Source organism: Proteus faecis (genome assembly GCF_030286765.1).
Classification (GTDB): domain Bacteria; phylum Pseudomonadota; class Gammaproteobacteria; order Enterobacterales; family Enterobacteriaceae; genus Proteus; species Proteus faecis.
Genome location: NZ_JASVWV010000004.1, coordinates 139,076 through 157,875, shown reverse-complemented (window position 1 = coordinate 157,875; position 18,800 = coordinate 139,076). Strand labels below are relative to the sequence as shown.

Annotated in this window: 17 protein-coding genes and 2 pseudogenes; 3 read left to right on the top strand and 16 right to left on the bottom strand. The window is 34.4% G+C overall.

Annotated elements, in window-relative coordinates:
- Positions 1-10 precede the first annotated feature (10 nt).
- The 9 genes and pseudogenes from QSH13_RS07780 to QSH13_RS07740 form a co-directional block, all read right to left on the bottom strand.
- Positions 11-724: a FadR/GntR family transcriptional regulator gene (locus QSH13_RS07780; protein ID WP_109397623.1), complete on the bottom strand. Its 714-nt coding sequence runs from the start codon at positions 722-724 to the stop codon at positions 11-13.
- A complete protein-coding gene (locus tag QSH13_RS07775) occupies positions 725-2,692 on the bottom strand; it encodes a TRAP transporter permease (RefSeq protein ID WP_109397622.1) in 1,968 nt (655 codons plus the stop codon). It lies immediately after the preceding gene.
- Positions 2,693-2,704: 12 nt separating this feature from the next.
- Positions 2,705-3,739: a TAXI family TRAP transporter solute-binding subunit gene (locus tag QSH13_RS07770; protein WP_286039006.1), complete on the bottom strand. Its 1,035-nt coding sequence runs from the start codon at positions 3,737-3,739 to the stop codon at positions 2,705-2,707.
- A 389-nt stretch (positions 3,740-4,128) separates the two neighbouring features.
- Positions 4,129-4,641 (bottom strand): DedA family protein, encoded by a 513-nt coding sequence (locus tag QSH13_RS07765; RefSeq protein WP_109397620.1) that lies wholly within the window; start codon positions 4,639-4,641, stop codon positions 4,129-4,131.
- 248 nt (positions 4,642-4,889) lie between these two features.
- Positions 4,890-5,531, bottom strand: a pseudogene (locus QSH13_RS07760) (energy-coupling factor ABC transporter ATP-binding protein); the annotation flags it as partial.
- Positions 5,518-6,360, bottom strand: coding sequence for an energy-coupling factor ABC transporter ATP-binding protein (locus QSH13_RS07755; RefSeq protein WP_196544343.1), 843 nt, complete (start codon positions 6,358-6,360; stop codon positions 5,518-5,520). The gene QSH13_RS07755 and the pseudogene QSH13_RS07760, both read right to left, overlap by 14 nt.
- Entirely contained in the window at positions 6,351-7,055 is a 705-nt protein-coding gene (locus QSH13_RS07750) for an energy-coupling factor transporter transmembrane component T (protein WP_196544344.1), read from the bottom strand. Before QSH13_RS07750 ends, QSH13_RS07755 begins: the two co-directional genes overlap by 10 nt.
- Positions 7,056-7,057: 2 nt before the next feature.
- The gene (locus QSH13_RS07745) at positions 7,058-7,639 is read right to left on the bottom strand and encodes an ECF transporter S component (RefSeq protein ID WP_196544345.1); all 582 of its coding nucleotides are present in this window, start codon (positions 7,637-7,639) and stop codon (positions 7,058-7,060) included.
- A 78-nt stretch (positions 7,640-7,717) separates the two neighbouring features.
- On the bottom strand, positions 7,718-8,050 hold the full coding sequence (locus tag QSH13_RS07740) for a PCC domain-containing protein (protein WP_196544351.1): 333 nt from the start codon (positions 8,048-8,050) through the stop codon (positions 7,718-7,720).
- A 347-nt stretch (positions 8,051-8,397) separates the two neighbouring features.
- On the opposite strand from QSH13_RS07740, the gene QSH13_RS07735 reads away from it, so the two are divergent.
- Positions 8,398-10,377 (top strand): pentapeptide repeat-containing protein, encoded by a 1,980-nt coding sequence (locus QSH13_RS07735; protein ID WP_286039007.1) that lies wholly within the window; start codon positions 8,398-8,400, stop codon positions 10,375-10,377.
- A gap of 128 nt (positions 10,378-10,505) precedes the next feature.
- Here the strand turns inward: QSH13_RS07735 and QSH13_RS07730 are convergent.
- From QSH13_RS07730 to QSH13_RS07720, 3 genes and pseudogenes are all read right to left on the bottom strand, one after another.
- A pseudogene (locus QSH13_RS07730) lies at positions 10,506-10,670 on the bottom strand (ECF transporter S component); the annotation flags it as partial.
- 78 nt (positions 10,671-10,748) lie between these two features.
- Positions 10,749-11,174, bottom strand: a complete 426-nt coding sequence (locus tag QSH13_RS07725) for a PPC domain-containing DNA-binding protein (RefSeq protein WP_286039008.1) — start codon at positions 11,172-11,174, stop codon at positions 10,749-10,751.
- A gap of 101 nt (positions 11,175-11,275) precedes the next feature.
- On the bottom strand, positions 11,276-11,446 hold the full coding sequence (locus QSH13_RS07720; RefSeq protein ID WP_196544348.1) for a hypothetical protein: 171 nt from the start codon (positions 11,444-11,446) through the stop codon (positions 11,276-11,278).
- A gap of 284 nt (positions 11,447-11,730) precedes the next feature.
- On the opposite strand from QSH13_RS07720, the gene QSH13_RS07715 reads away from it, so the two are divergent.
- Positions 11,731-12,810 (top strand): hypothetical protein, encoded by a 1,080-nt coding sequence (locus tag QSH13_RS07715; protein WP_196544349.1) that lies wholly within the window; start codon positions 11,731-11,733, stop codon positions 12,808-12,810.
- 226 nt (positions 12,811-13,036) lie between these two features.
- Here QSH13_RS07715 and alsS read toward each other — a convergent pair whose 3' ends face one another.
- The 4 genes from alsS to pth form a co-directional block, all read right to left on the bottom strand.
- On the bottom strand, positions 13,037-14,716 hold the full coding sequence (gene alsS, locus QSH13_RS07710) for an acetolactate synthase AlsS (protein ID WP_109406220.1): 1,680 nt from the start codon (positions 14,714-14,716) through the stop codon (positions 13,037-13,039).
- Between the two features lie 67 nt (positions 14,717-14,783).
- Entirely contained in the window at positions 14,784-15,611 is an 828-nt protein-coding gene (budA, locus tag QSH13_RS07705; RefSeq protein ID WP_109397614.1) for an acetolactate decarboxylase, read from the bottom strand.
- A gap of 521 nt (positions 15,612-16,132) precedes the next feature.
- A complete protein-coding gene (ychF, locus tag QSH13_RS07700; RefSeq protein WP_109397613.1) occupies positions 16,133-17,224 on the bottom strand; it encodes a redox-regulated ATPase YchF in 1,092 nt (363 codons plus the stop codon).
- A 182-nt stretch (positions 17,225-17,406) separates the two neighbouring features.
- A complete protein-coding gene (gene pth / locus QSH13_RS07695) occupies positions 17,407-17,991 on the bottom strand; it encodes an aminoacyl-tRNA hydrolase (protein ID WP_069369045.1) in 585 nt (194 codons plus the stop codon).
- A 345-nt stretch (positions 17,992-18,336) separates the two neighbouring features.
- On the opposite strand from pth, the gene ychH reads away from it, so the two are divergent.
- Positions 18,337-18,615, top strand: coding sequence for a stress-induced protein YchH (ychH, locus tag QSH13_RS07690; protein ID WP_109397611.1), 279 nt, complete (start codon positions 18,337-18,339; stop codon positions 18,613-18,615).
- Positions 18,616-18,800 lie beyond the last annotated feature (185 nt).

Sequence of the window (18,800 nt, the reverse complement as noted above, 5' to 3'; positions counted from 1 at the left end):
AAAGAGTGAGTTAACTGATTTTTTGTTGTAAACGCTTTAATTTGCCACGTACATTGGTTAAATGAAGACGCATTCTATGGCTTGTTTCATCGTGATCTTGTTGGCGTATTGATTCAACAATTGCCTCATGTTCTGCAATAACACGTTCTGTTTCTATTTCTCGACCTTTATTTTGGCTTAATGAATACATTAATACCCCAAGATAAAGTTCATGCATGTTATCTAAGATCCGAACAAAAAAAGGATTATGGGAAGCGACCATAATAGAACGATGAAATTGATAATCTTCTTCATGACCAATGTTTTTATTTTTTTTGGTTGCTAAAATAAAGGCTTGATGCGCGTTTTCAATAGTAAGTAATTCTTCTGGTGTCCGACGTAAAGCGGCAATAGCAGCCGCTTCATGTTCAATGACCTCACGCATTTCAAGCAAAGAATCTATCTCTTGAGGACGTGCAATTTCCATTACAATAGGTTCATATTTACTCAAGATAGAATGGTCTATAACTCGTCGCCCTCCACCTTGACGAGAGGTAATAATTCCACTCGCTTCTAAGACACCTAATGCTTCTCTGATAGGGACTCGACTGACGCCAAAGGCGTCAGCAAGTACATTTTCAGAAGGTAACTTTTCACCAATAGGGTAAGTTCCGTTGCTAATATTTTGCTTTATCTGCTCAAGAATTTGATGCGACGCTTTTTGGCGTGAGATCTTTTGTATCATCTAGTTTTCTCCAGATACATGCCCCATATTGGTTAACTGTTTTTTAGACCGTAATAAATGGAATGCACCGGTTAATAGGATCAAGGCGACACCTAAAAGGTCGGTATATAAGCCCGGTTTAATCATTAGAATTGCCGCGGCTGCAAATGCAATACGCTCAAACCACGTTGTTTTAATCATCCAGAAGTTTGCCGTTGCGATACTGAGTGCATAAATTCCGATTAATGCACTAATAACCATTAATCCAATGGAAAGTACACCTAAATTATCGCCTTGCATCAGTAAAGCAGGGTTATAGACTAAAATAAACGGAATAATAAAACCTGGAAGTGCTAAACGAACCGCATCCCATGAGGTTTGCATTGGATCAGCTCTTGCAATACTCGCTGCAGTATAACTTGCTAATGCCACTGGTGGGGTAATATTGGATAAAGCACCAAACCAGAAAACAAAGAAGTGAGCGGCTAAAGGCATTACACCCGCCTTAATTAAGATAGGTGACACTGTAACGGCTACGACAATATATAACGCTGTCGAAGGCAAGCCCATACTTAATACAATACACACCAGCATAACGACTAATAAGATCATCCATAAGGTGTTATCTGTCATTGAGACAATATTAAAGGCTAATGTTGCACCAATACCTGTCATTGTAACAACGCAGATAATGACGCCAATAGCAGCACAAGCAACCGTTACTTGAACAGAGCCTCGAGCTGCTTCAGCTAAAGCATCAGCAACTTTAGTTAAGGTCATTCGGACTGATTTATCAGGCGTTATCCAACTTGCCACTATAATGGTCAGAATACCTAAAAAGCCAGCATAAATAGGTGTTTTCCCCACTAATAAGGTGCCAATAACAATAATTAAAGGTAGTAATAATAGACCTCGTGCTTTCAATACGGCTTTAACTTGTGGAATATTCTCTTTACTTAAACCTTTTAATCCTTGTTTTTTGGCTTCGATATCAATTGCCATAATTAAGGCTGCGTAATACAGCAATGCTGGAATAATCGCTGCAATAACAATGGTGGTATAAGAAATACCTAAAAACCCTGCCATAATAAATGCAGCAGCCCCCATAATAGGTGGCATTATCATACCGCCTGTTGATGCCGTCGCTTCTACGGCACCAGCAAAACGAGGTGTCAATCCAATGTTCTTCATTAAAGGAATGGTAAAAGTACCCGTTGTTGCAACGTTGGCAACAGCACTACCACTTAATGAACCAGTTAAAGCGGATGAAATAACCGCGACTTGAGCAGGGCCACCACGGCGACGTCCCGCAAGAGCAAGTGCTAAGTCATTAAACAGTGCTGTTGCACCACTGACACTTAAGAACGAGCCAAAAAGAATAAAGACAACAATCGCTGTTGAGGCAGTTGAAAGGGTGATCCCAAAAATGCCTTCACTGGTCATAAATAAACGATATAACAATCTTTCTACAGAGAACCCTGCATGACCGAAAATACCCATAAAATACTGGCCAAATAAAGCATAGATAATGGCAAAAGTTGCAAGTCCTGGAATGAAATATCCAGTAGTTCTTCTTGCTGCTTCAAACAGTACAATAATTCCTAATATAGCCATGACGTAATCGGTAGTATTTGGAATACTTTTTCTTACAACGTGAAGATCAACGTAATTAAAGAAAAAATATCCATAACTGATTAGTGTTAAAGCAATAAAAAGATAATCCCATCCATTAAATTTAGGCGTTGAAAAACGCTTAGAGAATGGAAATAAAATAAAGCCTAAAATTAAAATACCGCTAAGAAAAATAGTATTACGGTAAAATTCTTGAGTATTTGATAATGCGTTGGAATAAATAGCGTAAAGCGAAATTAATATTGCAAGAGTCGTGGTAATTTTCAGGTAAATACCTGCAAGTTGGCGATTGCCGGAGCTTGCTTCTTTATCTAATGCAGGTGGCTCTACCGGAGTTAGGTGGTCATTGTTAGTCATAACTCACTCCTGTTATTTATTATTAGTCTGCGTTTGAGCTTCTGGTGGAATAAGGTAATCAGGGATCTCTAATCCGATTTCTTTGTAGTAGCGGTAAGCCCCTAAATGTAATGGTACAGAAACACCTTTTAATGCATTTTCTGTGGTGATGTACTTGGCTGCACTATGGACTTGATGAACCTCAGGAAGGTTCTCAAACATGGTTTTTGTTAACTCATAAACCAGAGCATCATCAATGGTAGTTGTGGTCATTAAGATATTAGGTTGAGCAATCGTATTGACCATTTCAGTTTGACGAGGGTAGGTATTGGCGGGGATTTCAAAACGAAACCATGAATTCGCTACATGATTGATATCATCAAGCTGCTTATCTGTGACTTCGAGTAATTTTGCACTGACACCACTTGCGTACATATCAGTTACCGCAGAAGCGGGCACCCCAGCAGGTAATGCACCACCATCAAGGCGACCATCGCGCATGGCCGAAACGGTATCGCCATACCCTAGATATTCAGGTGTGATATCTTTTTTAGTTAAATTAACGCCTTGAAGAATAATAATCGTGGATTGTTCAGTACCACTGGCTTGAGGGCCTACAGAAAAGCTAGTTGCGCGAATATCGTCTAACGTACCAGTTTTTACTTTGTTATCCATTAAAACAAAGTGTTCAACATTCGGCCATAACATAGAAATTGAACGCAGATCTTTTTCTGGTTTGCCTTCAAAATTACGCACGCCTTCATAAGCCTCTACGGCTAAAAGGCTTTGCAGTATTGAAAGTTGAGCTTCATTTTTCTGCATTAAATAGATATTTTCTATTGAGCCTGCAGAAGATTGTCCTGTAACTTGAACACCTCTATCCTTAAGATGTGTACTCCATACGTTTGCTAAACCTACTCCCATCGGATAATACGTTCCTCCTGTTGAAGCGGTTGCTACAGAGAGAAATTGTTTATTCGCATTCTCTTTTTTGCCGATTACTGCTAATGAGACAACAGCAATAACAGCAACAATACCGATGGCAAGCTTTGTTTTTCTTATTCTCATGATGTTGTTCCTGTACATAAAAACGCAGGTGAATGTTTCACACCAACTTGTATACAACATGACAACTTTTATAGAAATAAGGAACGTTAAGAAATTGTGAGGTTGATTAATTAAATCAAAACAAAAAAATAACATTTTGTGATCAATATAGTAATTATGCAATTTTTAATCATAATTATGGTGATAGTCATAAAACACAAAAGAAAATATCAATAACTTGCTAGCGAAACGATAAAATGAGCTAAAAAATAGCCTATTTATCGATAATAAAAAATAAAATGAAAAAATAGAGGGATCAGAAAATTGTTAAATCATCTGATAAAGAAAGGAGAAAAATAGGCTATTTTAGTGTTAAGAAAATAAGTAACGTTTAGCAATAATTGCAGAACTTATAGCACAATGGAAAGTACACCTGTCGCAATCAGCACAAACATCGCTGACCAAATTAATGCAGAAATAGCACTGGTAATATAAATAGTGTATGTGGGTAGTTTTAGTAAGCCGGCACTAAAAGGAGTTAAATAACGAAATACTGCAAGGAATCGAGAAATAAATAAGATGTAGTGAGTTTTATTTTTCAATAGTTGCTGAACACGATTAATTTTTGTCTGATAACGCTTAACCCATGCTCTAAGTCGAGGAAATCGATAAATAGAACGACCTAATTCATAGCTAATAATTGAGCCTAAAAGTGCGCCACAACTGCTTGCTAACCAAAGAAAAACAGGCGAATAAAGAGGTAAGCAAGCACTAAAAATAAAGATCAACATTAAAGATGCAGGAGGTAAAAATGAAGAAATACCAATAGTCGATTTTCCAGCTGTGATTAATATTATGGAAAGAAAAAGTGTAATAGGAGATAAATGACCCAGTGAATTTAATAGGGAGTGAATCAGTTCCATTTTATTATCTCCAGCAACAAAATAAACAACAAGGAAGACTAATAATAGATAAATAAACCTTAAGAGTATTATGAGTTAATTTTACGATTTTTATTCATTTCAACTAGCATTTTAGCCCATTCAATGGGAGAGTTTTTCATCGGTAATTTTAACTTTTGGCTTAATGAGTATAGCGTAGGTGCAGGTATATCTGAAAGAGATTGCAGCGTTGAACTCATTAATACGCTTTCAGGGGCGCCATCAGCAATCAGTTTTCCTGAAGATAAATGGATAACCCGCTGAAAATGACGTGCCGTAAAATCAAGATCATGGCTAATAGCAAGAACAGATGTGCCTAATGTTTTTTGCACTTGAAGCCAGTTCTCAAAACACGTTAGCCAATATGCATCGAAATCACGAGTCGGTTCATCAAGCAGTAATATTTGAGGAGATAAAATACTCAAACTTGCAACAGCAACCATTCTGCGTTGACCTGCGTGTAAATCTAAAGGGTGAACATCAGCAACATCACTTAAACCACAAAGCATTAATGTTTCATCTAAACGTTTTTTAATCTCTTCTTTAGAAAACTTGCGTTGTTTTAGGCCAAAAGAGACTTCTTTTTCTACGGTATTATGAAATATTTGTCGTTCAGGCTCTTGGAATAATACACCAATATACTGAGCACGTTGCTCTGCTTTCATTTGAGATAATGACTGATGGTTGAGAGTTACTTCACCTTCATTCGGTGTTAACAATCCTGCAATTAAACGTAATAAGGTTGATTTACCCGCACCATTATCACCAACGAGTGTTATCCATTCCCCTTGATTTAACGTTAAAGATAATTGAGAAATACAGGGTGGAACATCTTCACTCCAACGATAAGTTACTTTATCAAGCTGTAACATAAAATTCCTTAAAAGCCTTAAGTAAAGCTTTATCGTTATTTACAATATTTTTATTCCAATGATGATTTTCAATTAACCAATTTAAAGCTAGCCAAGCATCAGGTGCATTAATTGTTGTAAATAAAAAAGGAAATATATCTTCTAAGGCGCCTGCTACTTTTGTTTTTCCTGCTTCTAATAATAAAAATTGTTCACTAAGTGTTATTGCTGGTAATAAATTACGTTCAAAAATAATCACACTACATTTGTGCTCTTGTGCATACTGTTTAATGCGTTGTTGCAATTGTTGTGTTGCATTAGGTGTTAAACGACTAAAAGCTTCATCAAGTAATAATAATTTAGGGTGCATAGCAAGGGCGCTTGCAATTACAACACGCTGAGCTTCTCCGCCTGAAAGAGTAGAAGGGTGACGAAAACGAAGGTTGTCACATTGTGTTAATATCATTGCTTCTTTTACGCGAAATCGAACTTCATTATCACTTAACCCTAAATTTTCAGGGCCAAAAGCAATCTCTTGTTCTACTGTAAAAGCACAACCTGAAAGTTGTAATTGAGGGGATTGTTGGACAAGTTGTCTTCCTGGAGCCAGTGATACTAACCGACTCTTATCTAGAGCAATGTTTTGCACAGTACCTAAGCCTTGCACTGAGCCTGTTAATAAATCGGGATACCAACCTGCTAATAGTTGGGCAAGAAGGCTTTTTCCACTGCCATTTCCTCCCAAAACAACAAGCCATTCCCCTTGTTTTAGTTGCAGATCAATAGGGCCAAGAATAGGTTTTTCATCGCCTTTGGGGGTAAAACTAAATTGCTGAAGATTTAATACCATAGCCAAATAGCTCCTTCAACAAAGATAAGCAGTAAAATAAAATAGCGTAGCATCTCTTGTAGTGGTGTATCGACAGGAGGAGAAAGCGTGGTACGTTTGGCAATAATACGAAATCCTCGCATATCTAATGCAGCACTACGAATAGTCAAATCACTTAATACATGGCTAATCAGTGGTAGGATAATGGCTGGTAATGTTATTAGGCGTTGCCAAAATGAACCATCAAGAGGTACACCACGTGCTAACTGTGCTTCTCTTATATTGTGCAATTGTTGGTGTAGCTGTTCTACAAGTAACAAAGGACCCGCAAATAAATAGGAAAGGCTCATAGGTAGACGGCTAGCAAATAAGGCTCTAATAAATTGTTCGGTTGAAGTGTATTGTAACCACAATTGAGCACCACTTATTATTGCTAATAATCTTAGCCATAGCGTTATTGCCATAGTTTGTTTACTGGTATCTAAAATGCCACCCGTTAACCAATAAGCAAGCCAACCACTATGAACTAACCATAAGCCTATCGCCATGGGGATCATCAGCCATGCAATAAGACGCCAACGCCAGCGAGAGGCTTTCCAAAGTAATAAGCCAATAAAAGTACCACTGCTAATAATCAGCAGTGGTAAGCTTAGTGATAAGAAAAGCACACTGGCACTTAGCCAAAGCCATAATGCCAGTGAGGTAAAGGGATGCATTATCAGCGAACCTTAGCCATTGCAGGAAAACTACGTTGTGTCCTTTGCGGTAATTGACGGACTAATAACCAAGCAATAATCGCTGATAATATTTTATCGGCGAGATTGGCACCTAATACAGTGATTGCAACGGATTCAATCAGCCCTTCACCAACCGCATGAAAATAAGCGACAAAGAAATCTGCACCACTGCCTGTGGCTCCACCAAATAAATAAGTACGAATTGGAACGGCGACAATCATTAACGCTAAAGTAATAATAATACCTGAGCCAATAACGCGAATTAATGAACGAAAACCTCCCGCACGCGCTAATAAACCTGCACTTAATCCTATCATCATAGCAACAGGTGCAAATGCAGCCGCCATTGGACCACTAATTAATCCCCATAATAGGTTGGTTAATAATCCAGTAAATAATGCAATCCATGGACCACCTAATAAGGCACAAATAAGTGTACCGATAGAGTCTAAAAAGATAGGAAGTTTGACCATTGAGGTGATTTGACCACCGATCATATTTATTGCAATAGAAACGACAATGAGCACAAGAGTGCGGCTCGAAATTTCAGGCGTTGTAGACATAGTTTAAAAACCTTTACAAAGGATAGTTATTATTGGTTTTATTATTTTGCGTTAATAAGGTTCTTTGTAAAAAGACGATTAACGCGGTGTGATGACCAACTCCTCATAACCAGAGTATTCACAAGGCTGACGGCTAAAAGTCACTTGCTCTAACTCACCAATAACGAGCTCTAGCGTCGTGCGCACTGTACAACCTGGCATCATATGTCCACCACACATAATTTCATTTTCATCTGATACGGCTAAATGAAGATGTTCGCCTTGGTTATCTAATGTGCCAATCAGTGAGACAACTTCAAATTTACCCGTAAGATAGCGATTTTCTTCGCGTCCTGCAAAGCGTAATACCGCAATCACATCTTCATCAGGTAATAATCTAACAGCAAAAAACGTGTAGTAGAGAAGTGCGATTAAGGTTGAAACATAATAGTTATCCTGATGATTTATTGTACTAAATTAGTAAGTCAGCGTTATTTTAGATGTTAAAGGTAGCAAACCCGATAAGATAAAGCTTAGTTTTAGTTTACATCTATAAAATATAAAATAATTGCAACATATTATTAATAGAAAAATCGCAAGGGGGAATAGAGAATAACGTTTTGGTGATAAAAAATTTTATAGCAAAATATTCGCTACACTATTTTTTTAGTGGGTGCAGAAATTAAGTAATCAAATTGTTTAATAATCAATGATAGGATCGTGTATGAATATTATCTGGATTCTTATCATTTTTAATCGACCATATATTGGTATTAATTATGAATAATATATATTTATATCTTAAGGCTCATGTAATGAGAAGCTCTGTAGCTGCTGTTGAATTCGCGAAGCGTAATCCTTCTTTAAGTAATATACAATTTGCAGAAAAAATATTAATAATAAAATCAACAAGTGAAAAATTAAAATTAGAAAAATGCTCTGGTAATAAAATTTTCCAGCATGAAAAGTTAACTAAATATATTTCATTGTCTAATGAAATAAAGAAAATTAGAAATGATTATACAAATAAAAAAAGAGGAGTAATAAGATTAACTGGATCCTCTACTCCATTTAAGCGCCCATATGATTTTAGTAATGAAAATCTAATTGGTGTTGATCTAAAAAATAAAGATCTCAGAAAGGCTAACTTTATTTCTTCGTATAGTATTGATGAAAATCGGGAAAATAAAGGTGTTGATTTTTCAGGATCTAATCTTAAAGGTGTTGATTTAACGCAAACAAAGCTAAATGGTTCAATATTTATAAATTGTGATTTGACCGGTGCTAAAGTTTATTTAAGCGATGCTAATTATTCAAATGCAAAGCTTGATGATGCAGAAATAAAATTTAGTGATGAATTTTTATTTTTAGCATTAATAGATGGAAGTTTGAGCAATTATACACTATTTAATACCATTAATTCTATAGATGATAAATACTATAAAATAAAAATATCTCTTATGAAAAAAATAACAATTATGATGAATTCTATTATTAAACAAAATGATAGAAATATTAAATCTATAAATAATCTACTTATTATAGACTTAATAATAGACAATGTTTTATCTAAAGAATATTATCTTGATGATGAAAAAATCTATGAGCTTACTAAGTATTTATTTAGAGTTAAATATAGAAATGATCATTTTTATAGCAACTTATTTCAAAATGGATTCTTCAAAAGAAATTTGTCGTTTTATTTAGATGTGGTTTCTGAACTTTATAAGGATGGAAGGTCTCATTATAGAATGACACGAAATTGTGGTGATTTTATGATAACGAATAATAATGAATTTATTGAGTTAATGGTATTGTCTCTTCATCATGAGAATAACGATATCCAAGAAAAAGCCAGAAGACTATATAAAAAGTATCTTGATTTGAAAACTGTTAAACCTTTTGTTGAAAAAGAAGATTTTGGTAATGGAAATCATGAAGTAGATTGGAGTGAAAAAGATTATAATAACTACATTCTTCTTAGTGATAATAAATATTATTCTAATAAGAGGAATGTTATTATAATTAGCCATGAAAATTTAATAAATATGTTATTTTCGCATGATACAGAGCATGAAATAAGGTGGAATAATTTTTTCCTCTATATTGATAATGAAAATCAAGCTATGGAGAGAATTAACTATTATGATTTATTTAATAATGATTTTAAAATATTTAAAAATAATTATAATAAAAATATTAATAAGGTTATGTGTAATAAGATATTACCAATGTTAAAGTTAGATAATTTCTATAATCAATTTTATTCTGCTTTTATAGGTAATGCTATTATTCCTGAACAAAAGTTAGTTAGTATTGAGAATCAACAAAAATTAGCTGACATATTTAAAATGTTCTTGGTTTTTTCAAATGAAAATATTAAACATGCCTCATTGAAAGAAGAGCATTATCACGAGCTTTGTCAAAGCTTAGAGATTGAGTCACTAAATAATGAAGAAAAGGCCAAATATTTATTAAGTCTCGCAACGCTTTTTGTTAAATACTCATCTAATGCTGTATTTGGCACAGAAAGCGAATCACCTGAAATATTAAGAAGCTACGCTTATGCGTTACTGAGTAAAGCAAGTGAATTAAATGTGGATCTAATGAATGATTGTTTTAATAATTGGGGAAATAGATTGTTAGGTTTAGATAAGGCATTTACATGTACTGATATCCTTTTTTCAACAATGAATTATTATATGAAAGAAAACTTTAATAATATTTATAATGTTATTATGCCTTCACATTGGAGATGATTTACTTAGAAGTAAAGTTAATTATTGTTTAGTCAAAAACACATTATTGGTGAGGAAAAAAGTTAAATTAATATATTGTTTGAGTGATTTCTAAATAAAAAAATGACGTAAGGATGTTATTTTTTATAAGTAAATAATGCAACCCATGGGCCACCTAATAAGGCACAAATAAGAGAGTCTAAAAAGATAGGAAGTTTGACCATTGAGGTGATTTGACCACCGATCATATTTATTGCAATAGAAACGACAATGAGCACAAGAGTGCGGCTCGAAATTTGAGGCGTTGTAGACATAGTTTAAAAACCTTTACAAAGGATAGTTATTATTGGTTTTATTATTTTGCGTTAATAAGGTTCTTTGTAAAAAGATGATTAACGCGGTGTGATGACCAACTCCTCATAACCAGAGTATTCACAAGGCTGACGGCTAAAAGTCACTTGCTCTAACTCACCAATAACGAGCTCTAGCGTCGTGCGCACTGTACAACCTGGCATCATATGTCCACCACACATAATTCCATTTTCATCTGATACGGCTAAATGAAGATGTTCGCCTATAGCATCTAATGTGCCAATCAGTGAAACAATTTCAAATTTACCCGTAAGATAGCGATTTTCTTCGCGTCCAGCAAAGCGCAATGCAACATCAGTTAGGCTACCTACACAACCTGCAATGTAAGACGATTGTAGTTGATTATCGGCGATTATCTGCCGTAATGCCACAATCACATCTTCACCTGGAATAAGGCGAACCGCAATAAAGCGGACATGAGAAGAGGGATGTTGTGCTTGAGACATGATGATTTACCTTATGATTAATTACACTGCATTAGTGAAGTTTGCTAATTCTAAATGTTGTTATTATTAGGCGAGATAAGTGTAAATACAATTTATTCTGTTTATAAGATAGAGAAGGTGATACAACCTAATTTATTTTTAAAGTCGATTTTGCAATATTGCTCTCTATAATCGTTACCAGTACTACTGACTAAAGCTGTAGCATTCCAACTATTTGAAGAGGACGATCTTTCTGTAATATAGGGAATATAGGGTGGTATCTGCAGCTTCATTGGTATATATATCAAATTTGGCTCAGTGTGATTTCCAACATTTCATGTTTACTATTGTATTGTATGGAATTTTGTCAAGACGGGTTTGCTGCCTGTGCTGTTGATAAGTTGATGGTTAGTGTGGTAGCTATAAACAACAATGATTTTATAATATTTTTAAATCTTAATGTTGCTCCTTTTATTATAGCGTATTTGATTAATGATTTTTATAGTGTTTATGACATCAATGTAAAACAGATTAAAACTATTTTATCTACTTTGATATAATCACATAGAGGAACATCATGATTAACGTATTGCAATATTTAAAACCACATTCATCTAATAGAGCATTATCTGCGCCTGATTTGACACGTAACAATCTATCTTTAAATAATACTTCTCTCTCAGGTAACTTACTAAGTTGTGAAATAAAAAATAAGGACGTCACATTGAGTAATAGAAATAAAGGTTTTAAAAATAGAGAGTTAAAAGATATTAAGTTTGATTTTTTAGTTTCTAATCTAAGTAATGTTAATTTTACAAATGCCAATTTCGATGGTGTCGAACTTAATTCTAAAGCTAAATCTTTTAATAAAACTGAAAGTGATTATCTCTTAAGCGAAAAGTTAAGTGGTAATGCATTAAATAAAATAAATGCAATAAATAAAATAAGTGATGAATACAAAGAAATAAAAATAGAACTTGTAAAACAGATTATAGAGCCAATAAATAATAGTAGTGAGATAAAGCTAAAATCATTTCCTATTGATTCAATGATCGATAATATAACATCTAAGAAATATTATTTAAAAGATGAAAATATTAAAGGTTTTGCTAAAAAATTATTAGATATTAAGGCGTTAAATGAGAGGGTTAACATGTATTCTAATAAGCTCTCTTCTGGTACTTTATCCTTTATTTTAGATCAAATCAATGAGCTTGATAATAAAAATCTCAAAGAATACATGATGGGAAAAAATGGTTGTTTTATTAAATTGATGGCATTGACTGTTTATCATAATGACTTAGCAATTCAGGAAAAAGCAAGGTCATTATACAATAAGTATCTTGAAATAGAAAAGATAAAAGGCTTTGTTAAAGAAGAAAATCTTTGGAATAATAAAACAGTTGACTGGAGCGATAAGAAAAATAAAAATTATATTATTGTAAGTGGTGATAAAACGATAGTTATTAGCCATGAAGACCTAGTAAATATGTTATTTCCTGATGAGATAGGGATGCATACAAGTTGGAATAAATTTTCTCTTTATATCAAAGGTGTAAGTAAAAACATTTTACAAGTCAATTACCATGAATTATTTAATGAAGATTTTGAAATGTTTAAAAATAGTTATAATGAACTCAATGCAAAGCGAAGTTAGATAAGTTATTGCCGTTATTAAACATAGGTGTTAGATATAATGTTTAATCGACATGTGACAATATATTGGACTCGATTTAAATAAGAAATATTTTTAAATTTAGAATATGGCAGGAAGCCAAATATGAGAAGTTTTCGTTAAAAAAAACACAAAGCTAATTTGTAGTGGCTTTGTGTTTTGATTTCATTCTTATTGGGGGCTTCTTTGTGATTAGTTTCGTATCATGCTAAATAATCAAATTATAATCTATATGTTTCATTAATTTAGCGTTATCACAGTAATCGACGGGAATAGCAAGAATAGCAGGACCATTAACAGTCATTGCTTCATGTAAGACGGTACGTAATTGAGAGGCACATTCAACAGAAAACCCTTTAGCTCCGAAAGATTCAGCATAACGTTTAAAATCAATTGCACCAAATTTTACGCCAGAACAACGACCATATTTTTCTTGCTCTTGCATTTCTACCATATTATAAGCGTTATCTACCCAGATAATATGTAAGATATTTGTATTTAAACGAACCGCCGTTTCTAATTCCATGGACGATTGCATAAAGCCGCCATCACCAGAAACAGAAATAATTTTATCAGAAGGCCGAACAAAAGAAGCACCAATTCCCCAAGGTAATGCAACTCCCATAGTTTGTTGTCCATTAGAAATTAACATTTGTCTTGCTCTAAAGCTATAAAGATAGCGTGCAAGCCATATATGAAAACTTCCCATATCAATACAGAGTGTTACATCGTTATCAATAATATTTTGCATCTCATGGATGATGGTTAAAGGATGAATAGGGGAACCATGTCGAAAATAACTATTTTGTTGCAAAATTTCTCTTTGGTGACGAATTTTCTCTAAAATCTGACGAGTATTATTTGAGAGTGTAATTTGTGATGTAGATTGTTTAGCAAAATACTGAGTTAAATTATTTATTGTTAATTTGATATTACCTGTTAATTCTAAATCAGGACAGTAAGCTAAATCAATTTCAGCAGGGATCTCGTCTATATGAATAATATTGGCATTATTGTGATTCCATAATGACGGTTCATATTCTATAGGGCTATAACCTAAAGTAATCACTAAATCGGCATGAGATAATAACTCATCACCCGGTTGATTATTAAATAAGCCAATACGGCCAGCAAATAAAGGAAAATGGCGTTGAGCGATCGCACCTGCTGATTGATAAGTGCCTACAATCGGGAGCGGGCAAATATCGAGTAGTGCTTGTAATGCTAATGCATTTTCAGGGTAACTAACTTGTAGTCCTAATAAAATAACGGGACTTTTCGCATTCAGCAGTAATTTAACGGCTTCTTGGATAGCATCATTATTAGCGCCTCCCATATTAGATTTTGATTTTGGTACTAATATTGGGCTATCAACTTCATTATTTAAAATATCCATTGGAAATGTTAAAAAAGCTGAACCGGGTCTTCCTGATTCTGCATGGCGAAAGGCATTAGCCATGGTTTCAGAAATAGATTTTGAAGAATCAATTTCTGCACAGAATTTAGTGATAGGATTAAACATGGTAACGGTATCCATGCTTTGATGAACTAGTTTTAATCTATCTGAGGACTTTACTGCTCCTCCCAATGCAACTAATGGATCGCCTTCTGATGTGGCAGTGGCGATGCCTGTCGCAAGATTAGAACATCCTGGTCCTGATGTTGCGATAGCGACTCCCGCTTTGCCTGTTAAACGTCCAACTGCGGCTGCCATAAAGGCAGCGTTAGCTTCATGACGAACCACCACTGTTTCAATAGTTGAATCAACAAGAGAATCAAATACACGATCTATTTTTGCGCCCGGAATACCAAATACTTGTTTAATGCCATGTTGTTCTAATTGTTTGACAACTAAATCTGCACCACATTTCCAATGAGGAGTATTCATATAACCTTCTTTAATTTTGCAAGTGAATAAAAAATTAGATTGAGAATAAAATGAAGCGGCTTTTAAATTAATTTTCGGCTTGTTCTATTGCCTGGCGAAGATTATCTGGCATTAAGTTCGCTTGGAGGAAAGTTGAATGACTGGGTAAATCAATAGTAAGGCGGGAAATAACACCGATTTGTAAGATGCCTTGTTTTAAATAATAATCAAGGACGTGACCACCACCTTGGCGTTGTTGATTAATATAATGTTCATGAAATCCTGCAACATTTATTCCTTGAGTAAATTGTGGTGAGCGAAATCCAGCAATAATTCCAGTCTCATTGTGAAATGTAAAAATAGGTTGATTTTCAATAGCCTCTAACATTGGAAGATAGGGGGGGGCTTGACGGGGAACGGTACGTGTTTTGACTAGCTCAAATTCGCCTTCAATTTTGATCGCACAAAATAAATTATCAGAAGGAACATACTGATTAATGATATTGTGTATCTCTTTTTGTGATGCACCATAAGAAAAGTGATGTTCAATATCACAATTAAAAAATGTCATTACAGCGAAAGGAGATTTTTGAGAATGCAAAGCTTCACGAGCACTACCATCAGAGCGTAATTGAAAAACATTATTGTCGAATGCAACGAGTTCGCCATCAAGTTGTTCAAATGTGCCTAAACCAAAATCACCATGCTTTAATAATTCAGCAATTGTGATATCACTATCATAAACACCTGCAATCAAACTGCTCATTAATGAGTTTTGATAAACAGTACATTCGGGATGTTTATTAATATAATTGTTTAAGTTTGTAATTATTTCTTGTCCACATTGACAATAATTATTTTTATTATTTTTTATATCACTATTATCTCGCACATTAGATTGAAAATTATTATTCATGGTAAAGCCATTCCTTTCCTTTATTTAATAAACAATAATCATTAACTGATTATGAATTAAGTATTAGCCTTATTCATAAATATTTCAAATGTTTTTATTGTAATTAAATAAGAAGTGATAGTTATGATTCCGTAAATTAAATATAACTTAATTTTTATAATTAATTATTTTTTAAAGATATTAATCAGTGGGATTTTATTAATAAGATAGAGTTATAAATATGATAGGTGAAAGTTCTAGCTAAAAAGAGTTAGATTAATAGTTTTATAGGTGGGTTACTAGAAAGATAAGATAAATTATCTTTTGATATCTAAAATATTCGCTTTGGGTGATGAAAGTGTATGCGAATAGGTTCAGGAAAAGACGTGAATGTAATAGTGAGTATATTGTAGTTTCTATTTGTAATTATTAGTTAATGGAAGGAAAGTTTTTAATGATAACATTTAAATTAAATTGAAATATCGATAAAAAACCCACGAATTATTCGTGGGTTTAGATATGATGTTTAGTATAAATAGCTATTACACATTAAATAAGAAGTTCATTACATCGCCGTCTTGAACGATATACTCTTTACCTTCTGCACGCATTTTTCCTGCTTCTTTCGCCCCTTGTTCACCACCGTAAGTGATAAAATCGTTATAGGCGATGGTTTGGGCACGGATAAAGCCTTTTTCAAAGTCAGTGTGGATTTTACCTGCGGCTTGCGGCGCTGTTGCACCTACAGGGATTGTCCATGCACGTACTTCTTTAACGCCAGCAGTGAAGTAAGTTTGTAAGTTCAGTAATGAGTAACCCGCGCGAATAACACGGTTTAAGCCAGGCTCTTCAATGCCTAAATCTTGCATAAACTCTTCACGTTCAGCATCTTCTAACTCAGCAATATCAGCTTCAATTGCGGCACAAACAGGAACAACCACAGAGCCTTCTGCTTCGGCAATTTTGCGAACAGTTTCAAGATAGGGATTGTTTTCAAAACCATCTTCATTAACGTTTGCAATATACATTGTTGGTTTTAACGTTAAGAAGCTTAAATAACGAATAGTCGCTTTTTCTTCTTCCGTTAAATCTAAAGCACGTAACATACCCGCATTTTCTAAATGCGGTAAGCATTTTTCTAACACTTCCATTTCTGCTTTAGCAACTTTATCGCCACCTTTGGCTTTTTTCTGGTTACGATGCATTGCGCGTTCACAGGTATCTAAGTCAGAAAGGGCAAGTTCAGTATTGATAGTTTCGATATCTTCAGCAGGATCAACTTTGCCCGCAACGTGAATGATATTGTCGTTTTCAAAACAACGAACCACATGGCCAATGGCTTCAGTTTCACGAATATTAGTTAGGAATTGGTTGCCTAAACCTTCGCCTTTAGAAGCCCCTTTTACTAAACCTGCAATATCAACAAATTCCATTGTGGTAGGTAAAATACGCTGTGGTTTAACGATTTCAGCCAGTTTATCTAAGCGAGGATCAGGCATTGGAACAACACCTGTGTTTGGTTCGATAGTACAGAATGGGAAGTTGGCTGCCTCAATACCTGCCTTAGTTAAGGCATTAAACAGTGTAGATTTTCCTACGTTAGGCAGACCGACGATACCACATTTAAATCCCATAAACGTTCACCTTGTCACATAAACACAACAGAAGGGAGTATTCCTGTTGTGTGCTGTTAAAAAAATTTGGCGCTATTATAGAGCAAATCCCCGATTGATTAAATCATCAGGGAGTATTCGCACAAAAGAAGAGAGGTTTTACCCTCTGAAAATTAAAATTACTCAATTTATCAATATAATGATTACGCTTTAAAGCTATGTAATCGGTTTATTGCTTTCTCATAACCATCACGCATTAAAATATCTGTGCATGAAAGTGCTTCATCAATAGCATCATCAATTAATTTTTGTTCACTTATCGGCGGTTTGCCTAATACAAAACCCACTACTTTATTTTTATCACCAGGGTGACCAATACCAATACGCAAACGATAGAAGTTAGGATTATTAGCAAACTTACTTTGAATATCTTTTAATCCGTTATGGCCGCCATTGCCACCACCTAACTTCATTTTGACAACACCGGGTGGTAAATCGAGTTCATCATGTGCAACTAAAATTTCATCAAGCTCAATACGATAGAAATTTGCCATTGCTTGTACCGCTTTACCACTTAAGTTCATAAAAGTTGTAGGCACTAATAATCGAACATCATTACCATTCAAATTAATGCGCGCGGTATAACCAAAGAATTTACTCTCTTCTTTTAGAGATTGTTGATGACGTTGAGCCAATAAATCAACATACCAAGCTCCCGCATTATGGCGAGTCTGGGCATAATCTGCACCGGGGTTTGCTAACCCGACGATAAGTTTAATTTTACTCACAATAGCCTTTCACTGTTATCGTCTTAAAAGAAAGGTCATAGTTTACCTGTCTAAGCTCAGAAGCACAAAATAGATTACATAGAATGTTTTTTTGAAATGATAATCAAAGGGAATGTCACTTCTTTGATTTAACAAAAAGAGCGAAATTGACAAAATTGGTTCTATTTTCTTCTTTTGAAATAAAAAAACACATTTTTTGTTAAGAATTATCAATAAATTTCGAGGCGATGTGATCCCTTCGACAATAACTTCTTAGTATTTATGGCTATAATAACTACAAAGAACAAAAGGTTATTCGATGTATTTTGTTGTTGAATCGTCTGACGATGCGCTTGGAGGTGCAACATGAAATATAAACATGCATTTGCAGTTGGTAATTTATGTATGGCTATTGGGATGATTGTTATGCTCGGTAGTCTAGGTTATACACTTCTTACTCATATTTTCCCATTAGGATTGCCTGAATTTTTATCAGATATCTCTTTGATGGGGATCTTTATTGGTGCTTTAGTTTGGTTAGCAGGTGCCCGTATCGGTGGTAGAGAAACAATAGCAGAAAGATATTGGTGGTTACGTAACCATGATGAGCGTTATCGCCGTCATGACAATCATCGTTATCCATAATGTTATTATCACAAATAAATATCAGAATAGATAAAAAAAACAATGAAGCTAAAACTGATGTTGAGTGAATAATAGTTGTCATTACGCATTGTAATACACATCTATAGACCCGTTTAATGATAACGGGTTTTTTGTTGCCTAAAATTTTTAATTTAGAAAAAACAACAAAAAACCCGCCATAACAA

What these genes read in the sequence shown, in the direction of transcription:
- budA (WP_109397614.1), bottom strand. Translation starts at nt 15,611, where the DNA reads ATGAATAATAATTTTCAATCTAATGTGCGAGATAATAGTGATATAAAA.
- ychH (WP_109397611.1), top strand. Translation starts at nt 18,337, where the DNA reads ATGAAATATAAACATGCATTTGCAGTTGGTAATTTATGTATGGCTATT.
- QSH13_RS07770 (WP_286039006.1), bottom strand. Translation starts at nt 3,739, where the DNA reads ATGAGAATAAGAAAAACAAAGCTTGCCATCGGTATTGTTGCTGTTATT.
- QSH13_RS07780 (WP_109397623.1), bottom strand. Translation starts at nt 724, where the DNA reads ATGATACAAAAGATCTCACGCCAAAAAGCGTCGCATCAAATTCTTGAG.
- QSH13_RS07775 (WP_109397622.1), bottom strand. Translation starts at nt 2,692, where the DNA reads ATGACTAACAATGACCACCTAACTCCGGTAGAGCCACCTGCATTAGAT.
- QSH13_RS07750 (WP_196544344.1), bottom strand. Translation starts at nt 7,055, where the DNA reads ATGCATCCCTTTACCTCACTGGCATTATGGCTTTGGCTAAGTGCCAGT.
- ychF (WP_109397613.1), bottom strand. Translation starts at nt 17,224, where the DNA reads ATGGGATTTAAATGTGGTATCGTCGGTCTGCCTAACGTAGGAAAATCT.
- QSH13_RS07715 (WP_196544349.1), top strand. Translation starts at nt 11,731, where the DNA reads ATGATTAACGTATTGCAATATTTAAAACCACATTCATCTAATAGAGCA.
- QSH13_RS07725 (WP_286039008.1), bottom strand. Translation starts at nt 11,174, where the DNA reads ATGTCTCAAGCACAACATCCCTCTTCTCATGTCCGCTTTATTGCGGTT.
- alsS (WP_109406220.1), bottom strand. Translation starts at nt 14,716, where the DNA reads ATGAATACTCCTCATTGGAAATGTGGTGCAGATTTAGTTGTCAAACAA.
- QSH13_RS07720 (WP_196544348.1), bottom strand. Translation starts at nt 11,446, where the DNA reads ATGAAGCTGCAGATACCACCCTATATTCCCTATATTACAGAAAGATCG.
- QSH13_RS07755 (WP_196544343.1), bottom strand. Translation starts at nt 6,360, where the DNA reads ATGGTATTAAATCTTCAGCAATTTAGTTTTACCCCCAAAGGCGATGAA.
- QSH13_RS07745 (WP_196544345.1), bottom strand. Translation starts at nt 7,639, where the DNA reads ATGTCTACAACGCCTGAAATTTCGAGCCGCACTCTTGTGCTCATTGTC.
- QSH13_RS07735 (WP_286039007.1), top strand. Translation starts at nt 8,398, where the DNA reads ATGAATAATATATATTTATATCTTAAGGCTCATGTAATGAGAAGCTCT.
- QSH13_RS07765 (WP_109397620.1), bottom strand. Translation starts at nt 4,641, where the DNA reads ATGGAACTGATTCACTCCCTATTAAATTCACTGGGTCATTTATCTCCT.